Annotated in this window: 12 protein-coding genes; 6 read left to right on the top strand and 6 right to left on the bottom strand. The window is 60.7% G+C overall.

Annotated elements, in window-relative coordinates; translation table 11 throughout:
• Positions 1-143: 143 nt before the first annotated feature.
• The 4 genes from JN279_RS12075 to JN279_RS12090 form a co-directional block, all read right to left on the bottom strand.
• On the bottom strand, positions 144-791 hold the full coding sequence (locus JN279_RS12075; RefSeq protein ID WP_202352869.1) for a response regulator transcription factor: 648 nt from the start codon (positions 789-791) through the stop codon (positions 144-146).
• 383 nt (positions 792-1,174) lie between these two features.
• The gene (locus JN279_RS12080) at positions 1,175-1,399 is read right to left on the bottom strand and encodes a DUF768 domain-containing protein (protein ID WP_096449704.1); all 225 of its coding nucleotides are present in this window, start codon (positions 1,397-1,399) and stop codon (positions 1,175-1,177) included.
• A gap of 95 nt (positions 1,400-1,494) precedes the next feature.
• Positions 1,495-2,991 (bottom strand): calcium-binding protein, encoded by a 1,497-nt coding sequence (locus JN279_RS12085; RefSeq protein ID WP_202352870.1) that lies wholly within the window; start codon positions 2,989-2,991, stop codon positions 1,495-1,497.
• A 420-nt stretch (positions 2,992-3,411) separates the two neighbouring features.
• Positions 3,412-6,180, bottom strand: a complete 2,769-nt coding sequence (locus JN279_RS12090) for an AMP-binding protein (RefSeq protein ID WP_202352871.1) — start codon at positions 6,178-6,180, stop codon at positions 3,412-3,414.
• 293 nt (positions 6,181-6,473) lie between these two features.
• On the opposite strand from JN279_RS12090, the gene JN279_RS12095 reads away from it, so the two are divergent.
• From JN279_RS12095 to JN279_RS12120, 6 genes are all read left to right on the top strand, one after another.
• Complete coding sequence (locus tag JN279_RS12095) at positions 6,474-7,697, top strand: glycosyltransferase (RefSeq protein WP_202352872.1); 1,224 nt, start codon at positions 6,474-6,476, stop codon at positions 7,695-7,697.
• Entirely contained in the window at positions 7,694-8,953 is a 1,260-nt protein-coding gene (locus tag JN279_RS12100; protein ID WP_096449695.1) for a polymerase, read from the top strand. Before JN279_RS12095 ends, JN279_RS12100 begins: the two co-directional genes overlap by 4 nt.
• A gap of 1 nt (position 8,954) precedes the next feature.
• Positions 8,955-10,952 (top strand): asparagine synthase (glutamine-hydrolyzing), encoded by a 1,998-nt coding sequence (asnB, locus tag JN279_RS12105; RefSeq protein ID WP_202352873.1) that lies wholly within the window; start codon positions 8,955-8,957, stop codon positions 10,950-10,952.
• Position 10,953: 1 nt separating this feature from the next.
• The gene (locus tag JN279_RS12110) at positions 10,954-13,155 is read left to right on the top strand and encodes a GumC family protein (protein ID WP_096449691.1); all 2,202 of its coding nucleotides are present in this window, start codon (positions 10,954-10,956) and stop codon (positions 13,153-13,155) included.
• Positions 13,156-13,231: 76 nt separating this feature from the next.
• Complete coding sequence (locus JN279_RS12115; RefSeq protein ID WP_096449689.1) at positions 13,232-15,400, top strand: oligosaccharide flippase family protein; 2,169 nt, start codon at positions 13,232-13,234, stop codon at positions 15,398-15,400.
• 260 nt (positions 15,401-15,660) lie between these two features.
• A complete protein-coding gene (locus JN279_RS12120) occupies positions 15,661-16,863 on the top strand; it encodes an acyltransferase family protein (protein WP_202352874.1) in 1,203 nt (400 codons plus the stop codon).
• 62 nt (positions 16,864-16,925) lie between these two features.
• On the opposite strand, the gene JN279_RS12125 is transcribed toward JN279_RS12120, so the two are convergent.
• Both JN279_RS12125 and JN279_RS12130 read right to left on the bottom strand, forming a co-directional pair.
• Positions 16,926-17,987, bottom strand: a complete 1,062-nt coding sequence (locus tag JN279_RS12125) for an NAD-dependent epimerase (protein WP_202353699.1) — start codon at positions 17,985-17,987, stop codon at positions 16,926-16,928.
• A 253-nt stretch (positions 17,988-18,240) separates the two neighbouring features.
• Complete coding sequence (locus tag JN279_RS12130) at positions 18,241-18,918, bottom strand: helix-turn-helix transcriptional regulator (protein ID WP_096449685.1); 678 nt, start codon at positions 18,916-18,918, stop codon at positions 18,241-18,243.
• Positions 18,919-19,160: the final 242 nt, after the last annotated feature.

A 19,160-nucleotide genomic window follows, 5' to 3' on the forward strand; every position in this document is an offset into this window, starting at 1 on the left:
GATGGCCGTATCTGATCGAACGATATATATCCTTCGATAGGTCAGCTCGGCGCGTGCGGTTGCGCTGGTATCACGGCCGATGCCATCAGGCGGCGTTCCGGCCCGATGCCGGCATCATGTCGATGCAAGCGTGAAGGCGATGGTCAGAGCAGGCCGGTTCGGCCCATTCCCGGGTGGTCGGCATCGTTGCCATGCGCTACCCAGGCCAATTCCGCCCGGCCGCCGAGGTGCAGCTTCTCGTAGACGTGATGCAGGTGCATCTTCACCGTGCCCTCGGATACATGCAGCCGCTGTGCGATGGTTTTGTTGCGCAACCCGCGCGAGACGAGGTCGGCGATCTCGGTCTCCCGCCCGGTCAGCCTGGATTTCGACTGGGGCTGAGATCGGGGCATCAGCAATTGCTGGACGATCTTGTTGTCGATCCACTTCTTGCCGGCCGCTACCGCATTCACGCATTCGATGAGATAGCGGTGACTGATGCCGTCGAGCAGCAGACCGTCGCCGTTCAGCACCTGTATCTCCTTGATGTCGAGCCTGCCATGTGGCTGCACGATGAAGATGATGCCGAGGGCGCTGTTGCAGGCCTTCAGCCGGGAGGAAAGACCGGCTGCTTGCGGGTCGGTGATGTCCAGGCCGACGATGACTATATCGGGCCGATGGCGCTCCACATGGGGGACAACGTCGACAGGGCGGCGGCACTGGGCGACAACATCGTGTCCAGCCTTATGCAGAACCGATTCCAGACCGGCGAGATACACCCCCCGCGGGTCCGCCACAACCAGAGTCGACATGCGAACACCGTCCGTAAAAAACGGAACGAACTTGTCTAAAAACCCGTAAAATCAGGAAACCAGAGCTTAAGCAGTTTGTCAAGTAACAGCTAATATACATTTGGCTATGATAGCAAGCCTGAGCTGCCCGGCCGATTGGCTGGAACACCTCGCACGGCAGCAGATTCGGCTGACGCCAATGGCCGTGGCAGCCCTCATTTGGCCGCGCAAGCAATCCATCGTCGCAGGTTCACCTGCCCATGTCGCTACTGGTGTCGGCGACCTGGCTCAGCCCATCACGTAGGATGGGTGCCTGAAGCATCATCAGCTGAGGCCGCAACAGGTAGAAAATACATCCGGGCAGACTTCAGGCTCTCGCGTTGTCGACGCGGCCGGATGCCCAATCATTCAGTGTCGCGATCAGTGTCGCGATGATCGAGCAATTCAAGCATGGTGGACAGCATGCTTCCAACTTCTTCCGAGATTTCCTCAGGGCGAATTCCCGCCTTGATGGCGTCCGCCGTCACCCGGTCGGCGAGTTTCGCTGCAAGGAACGGATCGGACGTCGAAATGGGTGGAACATTATCCTCCACCCATTTCTGTAGGAATTCGATGCCCCGAGCGCTCATGACGGACTAATGCACGTTGGAGCGATTTCGTTCCGCCGAGGTATGTTCAAGAAAACGTCAGACCCTTGTGATCAGAGGCCTGACATCCCCAAGGCTCACATGACGAGGAACGAAGACGCCGTCAACGACAGATGCGGAGCAAGAGTGGCAAACTGGATCTGATGCGCGCCGCCTGCGCCATCGGGGTCGAAAGAGAGGGCGCCGGTCGAACTGTTGTAGATAATGTGGTCGCTGCTGTCATGCGCACCCTTGCCGACGTAGAATGCCGAGGTGGTAAGGGGGATGCCTTGAAGGGTGCTGCCTTGAAGGCCGGTAAACACAGTGTGGTCGAGCAGGATCTTGTCCTGGGCCACATTGAAGTCGGTGATCTTGTCGATATTGCTGGAGTTGAGGGCGGATTTGAAGACAAAGACATCCGCGCCCCCATTTCCCGTGAGAACGTCTTTCCCTCCACCGCCGTTAATGTAGTTGTTGCCGGCATTGCCGTCTACGGTTTGGGAGAACTCGTTTCCTTTGAGATTGATGGGGGCGGTGCCGGACTTGTTCGTGGTGGCGAGATGTTCGATCTCCGAGCCGGCCGACAATACATAACTCACCGATGCCAGCACGGTATCGTTGCCGCCGCCGTTCAGTTCCACCACCTTGTCGCCGGCGTTGTCGACATAATAGGTATCGTTGTAACCGCCACCGATCATGGTGTCGACGCCGGTGGTGCCGTGAAGCACATCCGCGCCGCCCGTGCCGTAGAAGATGTGATCGGTGGTCGGAGGAACAGTGCTGGGAGGGGGCACAGTGCTGGTGGGGGGCGTGGTGGTGCCAGTCGTATCGCCGGTCGAAGGCGTGCTGGTGGTGCTCTGGTTGTGCTGAAGGAAGAGGGCTTGTAGTGCCGACGAGCTGCCAAGCGCCGTGTCGCCCTGTTGAGAACCCCACGCATAGGCGTAGTCAAAGGCGGGCGACGGAACCAGCTTGGCCCAGTGATCCAGCATGGTCTGTTCCTGGGTAACGGTGGGAAGGACATATTGGCCGCCCGTGTCGGTGGTGAAACTACCGCCCCCGAACGTCTGGTAGACCGGGACGATCTGGTTGACCGGGATGCCCGAGGCGACAGCCGCGGCCACGGTCCTGTCGATCATGTTGTAGTCGACCGTGCTTATCCCGGTGCGCACCGGATAGGGATCCAGGCCGTAATAGTCGATATGGGTGTTGGCGGGATTGTAGGTGTTTGAAAAATCAGGATTTGCGGAGGACCCCATATTCATCATGGTGATGAAGGTCTTGGCGCCGGGCAGGTTGGTGTGGATCCAGTCGGATTCCGCCCTCAGATTCGCGGCGGTGGCGTAGGTTCCCCATTTGCCGGTGGGGTCCGGTTCATCGACGAGGAAAAAGCCAAACAGGTTCGGATTGCCGATGAAAGGCGTGACCTTCTGGATGAATGACGAGGTTGCGCCATTGGCTTCATTGAGCCAGACCAGACCTTTCGTGCCGGCAGGCAGGGCGTTGAGTTGGTCCACGGATGAAACGTCGACAAGGTTGAATCCGGCGGTTGTGACCTCGGAGGCCGACCCACCCGAGGCGTAGTGGAGGGTTGTCATGCAAATATCCTTCGTCCGATTCGGTAGGCACCCCATGCCTGCCTATTGGAAAGGATATATTAGAGCCAAATCAAATACCGGCGCCCATTGATAGAATCGTTGATCATGGCCAGGAGAGCCTACGCGATTGGAAGGCTGTCTTGGTCCAGGGACTTGTCGACTGTCTAGATCAGGATGACGTTTGGTTGGATCTTCATCCTGATCTATCTAACTCTTTGTCGAAGCATGATCTTTTCCGAAAGCCGGTTCCCAGTTTTCGGGATCATGTTCCAAGATATTTTCAGCGCGGCAACGCAGGACCAGACTGTCCCCGCCACGGCGGCAGCGCCCCCGGATTTTGTTGTGGATCTATCAGGAAGGTGCACCAGCATCCTGTCCTGATTTCAGCCCCGGAGAGTGCGCATAGCGGTCGTCCATCCACTATGCGCCGCTCACCAGAAAGGCTCTTTCTATCAGCGGCCGGTTGTGGCTGAGGTAGGGTTCAACCAGCATATCGAGATGTCCGCCGACGATCGGGACTATGCTCAGACCGGCCAGGGAAGCACTCCAGCCAAGATCTGTCGGAACGCCTTTACGCCTGCATCGAAACAGGGTGGCGGTAATCGGCAGCACCGTCCTTGGTTGCGCGAGCCACTGGGCAAATGCGCGCATCCGCAGGATTTCCTCGAGCTCGAGGCGCAAAATGAACCGCGTTCTGGCGAAGGTCTTCCATTTCAGCCAGTCGATGCCTCTCGCGAGCAACGCCTCGGCACCAAATCTGGCAAATATCTTGGCGATAGCCCGCAAAAGCATGCGATCCACCGTCACTCTGTGGGTGTGGATGCGCTGAGCGGTGCGTGCGAGAGTTTCACGGTAATTGTGCTGCCCAGGGCCGATATTGGTGTCGAGTATTCCCAGGAACGTGATCGATCGACCGGCGGCAACGAGTTTAGCGGCAACCTCGAACGCGACGCCGCCGCCAAGCGAATAACCGATCAGATTCACATTGCCGTCCGGTTGGGCCTGGTTGATCTGGTCGACGACCGCATCCACCATCCGCGGTATGGTGCCATGTCCCTTCAGCAGGTCGTTCAAATCCCCGTAGCGCACGGCAACCACCCTGGCGACATTGCTCATCTCGACACCGAAGGCCGCCAGGCTTGGACCGTAGCCGATCGATCCGGGCACGATGAACAAAATGGGCCTGGGGTCGGAGGCCTCGACAAGCGCGCCTTTTGTGTCTTGCCCTAGAGACGCTGCCCTGACGACATCGGCAAAGCTCATCCCGACCGTGAACGCGTCCAGGTTGAGTTCCCGCCCCAGAGCCGTCTCAAGTTCCATGACGAATTGTAGCAGCTTCAATGAATCGCCACCGGCATCGTCCCAGCGACTGCCAGCCGCCCTTTTGCCCGGAAGAATCCTCTCCCATACGGCCGCCGCGGTGCCTTCGATATCAAGCGGGTTCGCTGCCTGCCCGGCGATGGGCATGTCATGGGCGTCTTGCGCCTTCAGTGCGCGGTCCAGTTCCCGCAACTTGACGCCGTCGACCTTGCCGCCCTTGAGCTGCGGGATCTCGGCAATGCTGTGCAGTCGCGTTGGATGAACCGCCGGCGGCAGAGCCGCCCTGATCATCTCGCGCAATTCAGCAATGAGTTCGCCTCCGCCAGGTCTCGCGGGGACGACAAAAGCCACCAGTTCGTTCGCGTCCGTCACCACCGCAACGGCATCATTCACCTGAGGCGCTCGGCGCAAGACGAGCTCCAACTCGGCCGGTTCGACCCGTCGCCCGTTTATTTTGATCTGGCGTCCCTTTCGCCCGACGATCCACATCATTCCGGTATCGTCGACCTTGACCAGATCGCCCGTTGCGAAGGTTCGAAGCCGGGGATTGCCGGAGTTCGCCTGAAGAGGGACGTTTTCCCCATCCGTCCAATAGCCGAGCGTGGTGTAGTTGCCTCTGATCAGCAGCTCTCCTTCATCGCCCGGGGCGACCTCGCATGCGTTCTCATCCACGACGGTGTATTCGATGCCGGGTAGGACGAAGCCAACCGGGACCGTTGCGCCCCGTTCCGGGTAGTCCCTCGGCAGGAACCATTGCGTGCCCGTCGTTTCCGTGGACGAATAGCTGATCTGGACAAGGCAGGACTCGGGAACGTTGTCGCGGAGCCGATCGATGTCGGACCAAAGGATCTTTTCTCCGCCAACCCGCACGATCCGCAAGGAAGAGAATGCATTGGGCGCAGCACCATTCATCAACACACGCAGCAGCGCCGGCACGAGATAGACGACCGTTACCCGCCATTTCTCGAAATTTTCGCGGGCGGCGCGAATGCCGACGCTTTCGATGTCGGAGAGGTACAGTGTGGCGCCGCACAGCATCGGGGTCATCATCTCGCGGCATCCCGCGATCGTCGCCGGCCCGGTCAGCGGCATGAACACGTCGTCGGGACCGAAGTGACAGGCATCCACATATTGCTGAACGCGTTGGAGGATCGCCCGCTGGCTGTTCACGACGCCCTTCGGCGCCCCGGTGCTGCCTGACGTGTAGAGAACGATTGCCGGGGCATCGATCGACACTTCGGACGGCAACGCCGGCAAGCTGCCATCCGGCGTCGCGGCCATGCAACTCGCCGCATCGATCCATTCGAGTGAGGAGGCATCGGGCCAGCCTGGCGGCTTGCCCGGCCCTGGCTTGACGATCGCGGCCAGCCGCGCGCTGGTGGCAATTGCGGCGAGGCGCTGAAACGGATCCCGTGGGTTCAACGGCACGGCGGGCCTGCCAGCCCGCATGGCGGCCAGCATGGCCACCGGATACCAGAGGGTATTTCCGATAAGAAGCCCGACCGCCTTGCCCGGTGGGGCCGAACCAGCAATCGCACCCGCCAGGGTTTGGACTGCGTTCAGCAGTTCCGAAAAGCTGAGGGATTTGGAGCCGTCGCTGATCGCGATCTTGTCCGGGTATTTTTCGACAATCCGCTCCAGGTGAAAGAACGCCGATTTTTCGGAGAAGTCGTCGCCCATCCGTGGGAAGAGGCGGCTGGTTGGTCCGTCGATGTCAAGAGGGCGGGAGGAGGCCTGTTTCCATGTGAAGCCATCTGGAGGGCTGGTGTTGCGATTTGCCACAACATCTTGATCCGTCAGTCCGCCAACCAACGGCAAGGTGCGTGCAAAATAGCTTTCTAAACGCGGGCGCCCCGACGTTTCCAACACAGCCCCCTTGCTTTGCTGACTGGCTTCGCAGTGTCGTACGCGACCATGTTGGCCCTCGCATCGTCAGAACGAATGAGTTCCGGGTCAACTCATCGATCCGATGGCAGTCGTCGTTGCATCGCCGCATCGTCCAAGCCCTTGCTTCATTCAAACAGACGAGGACAGCGCGAAGGCCTGCTCCTAGCGTGGACTTGGGTGTTGTGTGTGCAGGGGCGATGAAACCGGGCCATGGAAACAGATAGGGCCAGCGGTTTTGCGCGATTGGGATACTGCCGGCATCCAGGAGGGACGGGATGAGTCCGCATCTGGTTTGCGTTGGAGGCGAGGATCACCGGCTTAGAATCCCGTTCCTTCTGGCGCTGCGTGAAAGGGGCTTTCGGGTCACTGCCGTCTCGAGCGATGCCGGAGGCGCCTTTTCACCCCATGGCATTGCGCATCGCCGGCTTGCTTTCGACCGCTTTGCCAGTGGCGGTGGAGAATGGGGTGCAGTCAACGCTGTCCGCAAATTGATGTCCGAACTGCGTCCTGACATCGTTCAAAGTTTCGACACCAAGCCCAACCTCCTGACCCCTTTGGCCGTGCGCGGGCAGGTTCCGGTCATTCGCACCATCAATGGGCTTGGCTGGACATTCTCGTCACGGGAACCGCGGGCACTGGCCCTGCGTCCGGTCTTTTGCGGCCTTCAGTGGCTGGCGTCACTTTGGACAGCCACGACCGTGTTCCAAAATCGCGACGATCAGGCCTTCTTCGAGCGCTATCGGCTGGTGGGCCACGGCAAGGGGCGGCTGATCCGGAGCTCCGGCATCGACCCGAATGCATTCTCGACCGCAAGGTATCGTGGCCCTTCGGCCACCACGATGCGCGAGGACCTTGGGCTGCAGTCTGCCGAGGTCATAATCTTTGTCGGTCGGCTGACTCGCCAGAAGGGGATCCCGACCCTCATCAAGGCGGTTCCCCGCGTCCTCTCCAAGAGGCCCAACGCGCGTTTCGTGCTTGTCGGTCCGCAAGACTCCGAAGGTCCGTTTGCGGTCAGCAGGTCCGATATCGAGCAATATGCTCCTCATGTCATAGCCCTGGGGCCAAGGCGGGACGTTCCTGCCCTGCTTGGCATGGCGGATCTGTTCGCGTTTCCAACGCAGTATCGCGAAGGTATTCCGCGCGTCCTGCTGGAAGCAGGATTGTCCGGATTGCCAATCGTCGCTTCGAGAATGCCCGGCTGCAATGACGTGGTTGAAGATGGCTGGAATGGCTACCTCGTCGCGCCGCGCGATGCGGATGGCCTGGCATCCAGAATAGTCGATGTTCTGTCCGATCGCGCCCGTGGCAAGATCATGGGCAGCCGTTCCGTCGGCCTGGTGCGTGAGCGCTTTTCGCTGTCGTGGGTCGTCGACCAGTATTGCGACCTATACAAGACCGTGCTCGACGGCAAATACCGCGGCAGCCTTGCTCGATCAGCGCCCGCGATCTTGAGGGAAGAGGGTGCGCGGAACCCCCGGCTGGGTGAGGCGCGGCAATGATCCGTGATGCGCTCCTGGCCTTCGGTGTCGCGATGTCCTACGCGGTGCAACTCAGCATCCCGGGGCTGCCGTTCGGCTATAGCGAACTGTTCCTCTCGCTCTGGATATTGCTGTCGATCACGCGGATCCTTGCAGGCGGCCGGCTTGAGGCTACGCCGGCCCTGGCCAAGCTTGCACGTTTCTGGCTGATCCTGACGCTTACCCTGGGCGTGGGGTTTATCATCGGCTTTCTGACGACCACACTGTTCCTCGATCCGTTGTTGCATGACACGATGGCGTACGTGCTGTTGGCCTGCGTTACCTGTCTGGCTGCAGCGGAGCCCAACGCGGCCCTCCGTTTACGCCGTATCGCCTGGTGGATGATCGCTGTCGCGAGTGCAGGCTTTGTCGTTCAGCTAGGGCTTGGTTTCGGCTGGATCCATCAGTCTGGCGTCGATCCCTGGTACTGGGACCGTTTCTGCGGTTGGTCCGACAATCCGAACCAGCTTGCGCTCTACTGCGCGCTGCTTGGTCCCTTGGCCCTGCATCTTGCCACGACCACCAGCAATCCTTGGGCAAGATGTCTCGGGTTGTGCAGCCTGATCCTCACCTTCTATGTCGGAAGGCTGACAAAGAGCGATACCTATCTCTATACGACTGTCCTGGCTTGCCTGATCCTTCTCGGACTGCGGGTCCGGGCCTGGCTGACAAGCGACGGCGGCAAGGTCAGCCTTCCACGGCAACTTGCCCTGCTGTTGGCCGTTGGATTCCTTCCGTTGGCCATATCAATGGCGCCTTACGCTCTCAGCGAGGCCGCCAGCGCCGAAGACTTCGCCAAGAGCCTCACCAAGGACAAGGGCGGGGAAGCGACCGCGGAAACCGCGGCACTTCGCCTCTACCTCTGGGAGGAGGCATTGAACAAGGGAGCAGGATCCGGATCTCTGGGTCTCGGTCCAGGCCCGCACCTTGATACTCCCCCCGTCGTCAATCAGCAGTTTCTGCCGCGGCCTTTCGAAGCCCATAGTACAATCCTCGATCTCTACACTCAGGGCGGCCTGATTTCAGTCCTGGCCCTGCTGTGGATCCTTGGCTCGGCCGCCTTGTCAGCGTGGCGTGCGAGACTGGACGTCCTCGTGGCGCTCGTAGCCTCGATCGCTGTCTTCAGTGCTCCGCACCTGATCATCCGCCATCCGATCGTGTGGTTCTGTCTGACCCTGTGCCTCGTCGCTGGAATGCCGCAGGCGATCCCCGCGACCGTTCGCCAGAGGAGATATTAGAATGTGCGGGATCGCCGGAATTCTCTTGGCGCCCGATGCGGCCGATACGAATGCTCTCAGGGCGATCGGGCCGATGGCGATGGCCCTTCGTCATCGCGGGCCTGATGGCGAGGCGTTCTGGATGAACCGGGAAGCCGGGATCGCCTTCGGCCACCGGCGTCTGGCCATCGTCGACCTGTCGGAGGCAGGTCGCCAGCCGATGCACTCCGCCAGCGGCCGGTATGTGATCACCTTCAATGGCGAGATATACAATTTTCGCGATCTGCGTCGCGAACTCGAAGGGGCGGGCCACCATTTCCGCGGCACCAGCGACACGGAAGTCATGCTGTGCGCGATCGAGAGCTGGGGCCTCGACGCGGCACTGCAGCGCTTCGCCGGCATGTTCGCTTTCGGCTTGTGGGATCTGAAGAACCGGATCCTCCATCTCGCCCGCGACCGAATGGGCAAGAAGCCGCTCTATGTCGCCTCGACACGTGAAGCGCTTGTCTTCGCCTCGGAGTTGAAGGCGATCACGTGCTTCCCGGGCTTCAACCCGGAACTCGACGTCGATGCGGCGGCAACGATGCTTTCGAAAGGATGGGTGCCGGATGACCTTTGCATCTGGCAGGGCGTGTTCAAGCTGCCGCCCGGTTCAGTCCTGTCGGTGACAGCGGCGGATTTCGCCAGTGCCCGCGGTGCAGGCTCGCTTGCGCATCGCATTCGCCGCTGGTGGTCGCTGGCCGATGTCGCCAGCAAGGCGCAGCGAGATCCGATTGCCGGCAGCGACGAGGACCTCACGACCGAGCTCGACAGCCTGCTTCGCCTTGCCGTCAACGAACGCATGATCGCCGATGTCCCGCTTGGCGCCTTTCTGTCGGGCGGGATCGACAGCTCGACGGTCGTCGCCCTGATGCAGGCACAGTCCCAAAAGCCCGTTCGCACCTTCACCATAGCGTTCGGTGAGAGCGGGTTCGATGAGGCTCCTCATGCGGCCGCGGTTGCGCGGCATCTGGGCACCGATCACACCGAACTTCACCTTTCACCGACCGCGGCGCTAGAAGTCATTCCGGAACTACCGCGGATCTGGGACGAGCCGTTCGCCGATGAGTCGCAGATACCGACGCTGCTTGTGTCGCGCCTCGCCCGGCAACACGTAACGGTGGCTCTATCGGGTGATGGCGGCGACGAGTGCTTCGCCGGCTATTCTCGGCACTTCCTGGCAACCCGCCTCAGAAGGCAGCATGAGTTGCCATCGTCATTTCGTCGGATGTTGGCGGCGGGGGCTGGATTGCTGGCTCAGGCCTCCCAGAAAGACATCTTCGGCAGCCTGCCGCTTTCGGCGAATATGCGGCACTGTTTGCGCGGTGACCGGTTGAACCGGCTCGCCCGCCTGTTCGCGGCGGCAAATGAGGACCAACTGCTTCAGCGGCTGACGGAATCTTCGACCAACAACCTTCTTCATCACAAGCCGCCGGCATCGAATGCCTGCGCGGCAGAGCTCGACGACTTGCTATCGCGTCTCCTGTTTGACGACATGACCGGCTATCTCCCCGGCGACATCTTGGTGAAGCTCGATCGCGCCACCATGGCCAACAGCCTCGAGGGACGATGCCCGATCCTGGACCATCGCGTCGTCGAATTCGCCTGGCGCCTGCCGAGCAGTGCCAAGGTCCGAAATGGCAAGGGCAAATGGATACTTCGCCAGCTCCTTGATCGTTATGTACCGCGCTCACTGGTTGATCGGCCCAAGCAAGGTTTCGACGTTCCGGTCGGGGCCTGGCTGAAGGGACCCCTGCGCGACTGGGCGACGGATATCATCGCCACGATACGCCTGTCCGGAGACGGGGTCATCGACTGTGCGAGGGTCGACGCATGCTGGCGCGATCATCTGCGTGGAAACCAGGATCATTTCCGTGACCTGTGGCCGCTGCTGATGTTTCAGGCGTGGCGCAACGAAGCCATACGGCCATCAGCGCCGGCAACGCGCCCTTCTTACGATATTGAACTGACAGGGGATTGAAATGGAAGGTTCTATAGCCAGCCGCGCCAGGCTTCCGCGCGCTAAGCAGATGACTGTCGCAACGCTCGACACCAATTCGCGTATGAGCCGGCCGTCACGCGAGCCCGTGCAGTCGCCGTCTCCCCTCCATCAACTCGTCGTCACCTTGGCAACGAGAAAATGGCTCTTGCTTGCCGTCGCTCTTCTGGGCGGCATTCTGGCCGGCCTCGCGGGCTTTACTCGCCCGGTGCTGTTCGAGGCGACGACGCAGGTCATCATCGACGCCCCGAGCGGCGGTACTTCGGGCGCCACGGCATCCGCCCAAGACTCGCTGGAGTCGAGCATCGATGACCATCTGACGATGCTCTCGTCGCAAGGCCACCTGCGTCGGGTTCTGGCGGCTCTTCGCCAACCGCGGGCGGCCGACCTTGCCGCAAAAAGCGGCATCAGTGCCGTCCCGCCCGCCGCAGGCTCGTTCTTGAGCGATCTGCTGAGCCGGGTCTGGACGCAGGGCAAGCCGGCGGCAGGAAGTCCGGAAGCGGACGCGGCCGCGCTGAAGACCCTGCGGAACGGAATGAGGGTCGGACAAGAGCTGCGCTCGCGCGTCATCACCATCGGCTTTACCGATGCCAGTCCGGCGCGTGCCGCGCTTGTCGCGAACACATTCGCTCAAGTCTATATCGAAGATCTCGTAGAGAAACGCCGTGCGTCGGATCAGTTCGAGCTGGAATCGCTGGTCGCCAGCCTGCCGCAGGTGCAAAAGGATCTGGTCGAAGCGACCGATCGGCTGGAGACATACCGGCTGACACATGGTGCCGTTGATCAAAGCGCGGCCAACAACGCAGCCGGTGAGACAGCGGAGCTCGGCCGACAGATTTTCTTGTCGAAAGCCAATCTTTCCGCCTCGGAAGCACGCCTTCACCATATTGAGGACCTGCGAAAGGCGGGCGCCCCTGTGTCGGCCATCGCCGAAGCGATCGGATCGCCTGTGTTGACGGACCTGGTGGCACGCCAGCAGGGCGCCGCTGCGGACGGCGATCTGGGCAACGCGATCACCCGTGAAATGGAACAGGGCATCGCGCGCATTGCGGCCGAGGCAAACGTCTACCGCGCCCAGGTGGCGGCTCTCGAGGAGCGCAAGGGGATGCTCGACGCGGCCGTGGCCGACACGGCGAGCCAGCTTTCCGGGTTGCGGGCCCTTGAGCCGCAGGTGGCCATCGTGACGCAACACTACAACGAGCTCCTTGGCCGGCAGCAGGACTTGATACGGCGCATCGCCGCTCCCTCGCCAGGTGTAGCGATCCTGTCGACGGCATGGCCGCCGTCAAATTCCAAGACCCTGTCACCGTTTTTCCTGATTCCACCCGGCATGATCGTGTTTGGTCTGATGGGGGCGGTCTTGGTTCTGGTCCGCAACATGTTCAATCAAACCTTGCGCAGCGAGGCTGAAGCCGAAGCCGAGCTTGGGATCCCGTGCATCGGACTGCTTCCCAAGGTTCCGGGACTGCATGCCAGACAGCTGCGGCATCTGGTTCTGGGCCAGCAGAACTCGCCGTTCAGTCGCGCCGCGACATCCCTTCTCGTCACTGCGGCCCCAACTCAAGGCAGGGGGCAGCCGCCGCATATCATCCTCGTAACGTCCAGCATCCAGGACGATGGCAAGACGGAGTTGGCATGGAGCCTGGCGCTGGCGGCAACACGACTGGGAGGAAGGGTGCTTTTCCTCGACCTCGACCGCAAGGACGCACGGCTCACGAACGAGTTTCGTGGCGAATTCGGCACCATCAAGGCTCACAATTCCTTTGGAGACTATGTAAGTGAACGCTGCACTCTGAAGGACGCAATCACGAGAATGCCGGAAATCGGCATCGATCTGATGGCCGCTCCAGCACCTTCGGATGATCTGCTGACGCTTTTGTCCACTGTCGACAAATCGCAGTTTACTGATGAACTGCTCTCGGTCTACGACGTCGTCATCATGAACGGGCCGCTGGGACTTGGAGGCCCCGAAACCAGACTTCTAAAGCGCTGGGCCGATGCGGTGCTTTTTGCCGTTCGCTGGTCCAGGACGCGGCGCAGCATTGCCCGTGGTGTTCTGGAGTCGCTGCGGGCCGGCGGACCCGTCACCGCTCCTGTAGGGAGTGTGCTCACCCAGGTGAATCTCAAGAGGCATGCCGGCTATCAGCTCGGGGATAGCGCCGATCTCCTGCTGGCGAGGGTTTGATGAGGACCGTCATCACCGCTCTCCAAGCAATGCCGCAAGGGACCAGGTGCGTTCCCGCAATCGGGCTTGACCCATAATGATCATTGAATTTTTCGGACCGCCTGGATCGGGCAAAACAACGTTTGCGCATGCACTCGCCAAGCAGTTGCGCGGGAAAGGCTATAACGCCAGGGTCGCTCTCAGCTATAGACCCAGCACCAGGGCCGGGAGCTTCGATCTTGGAATCCTGCTGTTCGTCTCAAGAATCGTGTCGGCAATATTTTCGACCGCAAGAATATTGCTTTCCTCGACAGGGCGACTGGACGAAATTTCCAATTCGTTCTCGATGGTGAGGTTGATACCACCAAAGAAACGAATCTGGCGTGCGCGTATCTGGCGATATATCTTGCACCTTTCGCGTTGCTGGAATGCCGCTGAGCAATCGCCGGAAATTGTCATATTCGATCAAGGGTATGTTCAAGCGATTGGATCGCTGGCGATGTTCAATGGGGGCACCGAACTCGGAGCGCTCGAAAAGGCGCTCAGCCTCGCGCCGCCGGCCGATCTCATCGTCAGGCTGGTGGTGCCAGCCGCGGTTGTGGAGACTCGGCTCCGACAGCGTATCGAGCGCGAGCCGCCGGCAGAACGAATTTTCGAGGCCGACTTGAGCGTGAATATGCGCTCTATTGGTGTTTTTGAATCGATAAATGATCTCCTGACGACTTCGGGTCGGGAAATCATTTCCGTCGACAACGTTGACCGTCAATCGACCTTCAAAAGTATTTGTTATGTCGAGAAGCAAATAATTTCCGCATTGTTACGCACAGATAGGCCGGCCGCCGAAAAACAAAGGGAGTTCCCGAATCTTCCCATCGGCGTTCCTGCTTCGGCAACGGCGCCACCGCGGAACAAGGACATGGGTTCGCGACTCGCCTGGGCGAGCATCTTCGCTCTGTTGATCTATATTGGAGGCGCTGGGCTGACCAGTCTTGCGCAGTTGGCAATTGCACGCCTCATCGGGCCACGCAACTACGGCATCTATTCCTACGTTCTGGCATGGACCTCCGTGCTCGCCTATCTGGCAACGCTTGGCTTCAACGTATCATTGTTGCGTTTTGTCCCTGCCTACAGAGCCAACGGCAGGCTTGATCTGGCGCGGGGGGTGATAAGATTTGCCCTGCAAAGATCGCTGATTGCGGCGACGTTGTTCGGGATGATCGGCGCTGCCTCCGTGCTGCTTTTTTCAGACCACAAGCAAAGTGGGCTTGAGACAAGCATCATGCTCGGTATGGTGGCCGTGCCCTTGATTACCGCTTATGCTCTCGGAGCCACGCTGGTGCGTGCGTTCGGTGGCGTTGTCTCTGCGCTGTTGCCGGAGCGCATCGTACGAGACGGGCTCCTGCTCGTGCTGGTGGCACTGCTGGCCAAGTCCGGATTGCGAACGGTGGACGCGCCATCCGTGACCCTCGCCGTGGTGGTAAGTTCCGCCTTCACGGTTGGGCTGGTGTTCATCACCGCCAGGAAGTTTGAACCACCCGGCCTGCGGCAGGCTAAGCCCACTTATGCATCGAGAGAGTGGTGGTTTGCAGTCCCCCCACTCATGCTCATCACCGGGCTCGATGTTTTCGTCAGCCGAGCAGGCGTGCTGGTTTTGGGCTGGACAGACCATATCCGTGAAGCTGGTATTTTCGCCTTGGCGTTGAATATAGCGATGCTTGTGGGGCTCTCCCGCATTGCCGTCGCCACCATGTTTTCGCCAACGGCTGCCGATCTGTATGCCAGAGGCGATCGCAACGGACTTCAGCAGCTGTTCGCGCGGGCTACCTTGCTTTCTGCTGGCGGCGCCGTCGTTGTCGCCATCCCAATGATGGTGATCGCCGAGCCGTTCTTGAGGTTCTTCGGTGAGGGTTACGCCGCGGGCGCGCCGATCGCGCGGGTTCTCATCTTGGGATACGTGTTTGTCGCGCTGTGTGGGCCTCAGCAGAATCTCCTGACCATGACTGGAAACGAATGGGCCGCCGCAACGACCATGATTGCCGGTGCTGTGGCCAATATCATAGCCTGTGCAGCGGGCGTCGCGATTTACGGCCCGATTGGCGCCGCCGTGGGTGTCGCGCTAGCCCTGAGCATCTGGAGCGTTGCCATGGCTGTCTATATCGGCAAGCGCCTGAAAATCATGCCAGGCTTGGTTTTTGCACTGCTGTCGATCAGGCCGAGCGCGATCGATGCCCATCAATGGAATTGGTTCTTGAGGGCGAGCAAATGACGGTACTCCATGCGTCGGTGCCGGTGCTCATGATGGCCCCGACTTGAACGAGCGCCGGATGCATTTTTGATCGGCATTGCGGCAAGTAGGCCCAGGCATCGCCGAGATGAAGGCGTGCGTCGGAAGCGTCGACGTTCACCCGCCTCCTACTCCTGCGCTCCGCCGGCAGGGCCTCCATATATTGAGGGCTGTGTCCGTCATTTGAAGGATGCATGAGCTTCGGACGTGCCTCACGGTGTTGTGCAAGCTGCGGAGCATTCATGGAACAAGAACCAATGGCGGCGGCCTCGACGCCTTCGATGCGCCAGCGGTCCGAAAGGTCGACGCCTGTCGAGCCCGGCCAACGCGAAACCCTCACACAGGTCCAGGTTCTGCGTGCCCTCGCGGCCACCTCGGTCGCGTTGCGCCACGCCCAGCACGATGCGGCGAGCTTGCAACTAGAAGCCGGCCGCACCTTTCAGGCGTGGAATCCGATACCCTGGAGCGCTGGAGTCGATATCTTCTTCGTGATTTCCGGCCTGATCATGGTGCACACGTCGCGACAGCTGTTCGCCAAGACGGGTGGCGCGCGTCTCTTCCTTTCCCGCCGGCTCGCCCGGATTGTCCCGCTATATTGGGCGGTCACCACGCTCTACCTTGCCGTGGCGTTGCTCGCTCCCTCATTTCTCAACCAGGACTACATCAATTTCCGGTTTGTCATCGAATCCTACTTTTTCATTCCGGCCGCTCGCCCCGACGGAGTCGTTCAGCCTGTCTACGAGCTGGGTTGGACGCTCAACTATGAGATGCTTTTCTACGTGTTGTTTACGGCGACGATCTTGCTGCCCATGCGTTGGGCCGTCACGGTCCTGCTCACGACCCTGGTGGGGATGGTGTTCGCAGGCCGTCTCGCGGCGCCTTTGCCAGAGCCATTCGCGTTCTGGACCGATCCAATCGTCCTTGAGTTCGCTTTCGGCGTGACAATCGGGATCATGTGCGCCTCGGGTCTGCGGCCCTCCGGTTTCATAAGGGCCTGCGTCGCTGCAACCGGACTGGCCGCCCTGATGCTGGCGGCGGCCTTTCCCGATATCTCGATCGGCCTTTCCCGCCCCGTGGTTTACGGCATCCCGGCATCTCTCATCGTCTGGAGTGCTGCCTTGGCGCCAGCCGAGCTGAGGCATGAAAGCCTGGCCGCGCGATGGGGCGCTGGCGTCGGCGACGCGTCCTATGCTCTCTACCTGCTGCATCCATTCGTGATCCGCGCCACGCGCATCTTCTTCTGGCGAACAGGCTTGATTTTGGTACTCGGCCCGTGGGCCTTTATCGCGTCGGCGCTGGTGATCACCTTTGGTGTGGCACTCATCACCTATCGCCTGTTCGAGAAGCCTCTAACTCGCCGTGCCCGACGGCTTCTGGGAGCCGGGTCCAGCACTCGACAGCAGCTTCGCCCATTTCCGGTGCCGGCGTATCCCAAGACAGACTGATCGGGCGTTGGGTGTGAGCCGGCGTTGTGCTTGCCGCCCGGCCCCCACCCGCTGTTTCCGCCCTATGCCTGAACGAACGCTTGTCGTTCCCGGTCGACGGGCCTTGCATGGAAATCCCGGTACCATTCCACAAAACGTTGCACGCCGTCCTCGAGTGCTGTCGCCGGCGCGAAGCCGACAGCGCGGCGGAGGTCGCTGACGTCGGCGCGGGTCTCCAGGACATCGCCTGGGGGCAAGGGCACGTTGACACGTAGGGCGCGGCGGCCAAGGGCCGTCTCGATGATCGCGATCAGACGGTTGATCTCTTCGGGCCGGTCGTTGCCGATATTGTAGATCCGATATGGCGCCGAACTGGTGGCGGGATCGGCCGCACGGCTGTCCCAGTCCGGATCCGGCCGAGGCGGCGCGGCCAGCACGCGAACCACCCCCTCCACGATGTCGTCGATATAGGTGAAATCTCGCCATACGCGGCCGGCATTGGCGATTTTGATCGTCCGTCCCTCGGCGATAGCATGGGTGAACGTATAGACCGCCATGTCGGGCCTGCCCCAAGGCCCATAGACAGTGAAGAAACGCAATCCGGTCACAGGCAAGCCGTACAGGTGGCTGTACGAATGCGCCATGCATTCGTTTGCGCTTTTGGTCGCGGCATAGAAGCTGACCGGATGACTGGCGCCATGGTGCTCGGAGAACGGGATGCTTCGATTGGCGCCGTAAACGGAACTCGACGAGGCATAGACGAGATGGCTGACGCCGGCGTGCCGGCAGCCCTCCAGGATATTGAGAAACGCGACAATGTTCGACTGGACATAGGCATGCGGGTCGACGAGCGAATAACGCACGCCGGCCTGAGCGGCGAGGTGCACGAAGTGCGATGGCTGGAAGTCCGAAAACAGGGCTTTTACCAGCGCCTGGTCCGCCAGGTCCATCCGCATGGGCGTAAATCTCGGTTCGGCGCAGAGCTGTGCAAATCGCGCCTCCTTCAGCCTCAGGTCGTAGTAGGGCGTGAAATTGTCGACACCGATAACGTCGGCGCCGTGTCGCAAGAGCCGCAACGCAACATGAAATCCGATGAACCCGGCGGCGCCGGTGACGACGACCGGGCCCGCGCGTGCAAGTTTCAATACAGCCCCATCCGACCACGCTCGGGCGGTATCCACCAGCTTGTGGACCGTCGAATTCGCTTCGACCATGGCAAGTCACCCCCGCAGCGAGATCCCGCGCTGACCGCGTTCGATGACGCGTCGAAAGCGTGGAGATGGCGCCGCCAATTTTACGATCTGCGCAAACGCGGCCGCGCAGAATGCCGCCGCGTTGCATTGGCCCGATCTCGATCGCCTGAGTCCGGGCGGCTGCCGACGCCCGGCGGTTGCTATTTCATGGCAGGACCGAAATGCGCCCCAGGAGAGCCACCAACTCCGCCTGACGCCTTGTCTCGGTCTTGGCGAACAGCGAGGCAAGCTGGGAACGGATTGTCGTGCGGCTGAGATGCCAACTGCGAGCGATCTCCAGGGGCGCATCGCCATGCGCCAGGCGCAACGCCAGCTGCGTTTCCGCACTGGTCAAACCGAACATCCTTTGCAAGGTCTGAGGGTTTGCCGACGATGTGTTCTCCCGGTCCAGCAATGCGACGATGCTGGTACCGTCCGGTGTGACGACGCCCGTCTCATTCAGGACCACCGGCCTGTCGCCCCTGCTGCGGATCACCACCCATGAGAGTGAGCCCGGCTGGAAGTGGACCGGAACATTCGCAACCAGCCGCCTTAGCCCGGCGGAAAGCTCGATGGCTGTGTCGGCCGCTTCGCCCTGCCGCTCAAGCGTCTCTTGAGCGGCAGCGTTCCATTCGATCACTTTCCTGTCGCGGTCCAGCACGAGATAGCCGCAGCCGATGCGGTCAAGCATGCCGGTTATGGATTCCAAACTGCGTCGCTGCGGTCCGCCAATTCTGGCGTCCGGCCGATCCGGCAGATGTATCGGACGTGCGTGACGAGTATCTTTCAGAGTAATGTATTGGCTGATCGCAACCGCCTCGTTGCGCCTCTCAATCAGTGTCATCGCTTCTACCCCAACCCTAGTTGCTACTGACCCAAGTAAATTTTGCACGATTTACTTGCTTTGAATTCCGCCAACCGACGGGAATGCACTCCTTTGGCTTGAATTTCGACACGTCTGAAGACATCCGCGGGAAGTCTGTTCCGCAGCGTTCGTTGAACATGCCTTTTGATGAGCCCAACCGAGCCTGATTCTATTCGCCGGCAAAGCCATAGCAATCCGGCAGTGGTACTAGGCTGCCCTGT

The organism is Mesorhizobium sp. 113-1-2 (genome assembly GCF_016756475.1).
Lineage (GTDB): Bacteria > Pseudomonadota > Alphaproteobacteria > Rhizobiales > Rhizobiaceae > Mesorhizobium > Mesorhizobium loti_C.

Excerpts from the sequence above, each read along its gene's own strand:
- asnB (WP_202352873.1), top strand. The coding sequence starts at position 8,955 with ATGTGCGGGATCGCCGGAATTCTCTTGGCGCCCGATGCGGCCGATACG.
- JN279_RS12130 (WP_096449685.1), bottom strand. The coding sequence starts at position 18,918 with ATGACACTGATTGAGAGGCGCAACGAGGCGGTTGCGATCAGCCAATAC.
- JN279_RS12115 (WP_096449689.1), top strand. The coding sequence starts at position 13,232 with ATGATCATTGAATTTTTCGGACCGCCTGGATCGGGCAAAACAACGTTT.
- JN279_RS12110 (WP_096449691.1), top strand. The coding sequence starts at position 10,954 with ATGGAAGGTTCTATAGCCAGCCGCGCCAGGCTTCCGCGCGCTAAGCAG.
- JN279_RS12100 (WP_096449695.1), top strand. The coding sequence starts at position 7,694 with ATGATCCGTGATGCGCTCCTGGCCTTCGGTGTCGCGATGTCCTACGCG.
- JN279_RS12080 (WP_096449704.1), bottom strand. The coding sequence starts at position 1,399 with ATGAGCGCTCGGGGCATCGAATTCCTACAGAAATGGGTGGAGGATAAT.
- JN279_RS12085 (WP_202352870.1), bottom strand. The coding sequence starts at position 2,991 with ATGACAACCCTCCACTACGCCTCGGGTGGGTCGGCCTCCGAGGTCACA.
- JN279_RS12095 (WP_202352872.1), top strand. The coding sequence starts at position 6,474 with ATGAGTCCGCATCTGGTTTGCGTTGGAGGCGAGGATCACCGGCTTAGA.
- JN279_RS12075 (WP_202352869.1), bottom strand. The coding sequence starts at position 791 with ATGTCGACTCTGGTTGTGGCGGACCCGCGGGGGGTGTATCTCGCCGGT.
- JN279_RS12120 (WP_202352874.1), top strand. The coding sequence starts at position 15,661 with ATGGAACAAGAACCAATGGCGGCGGCCTCGACGCCTTCGATGCGCCAG.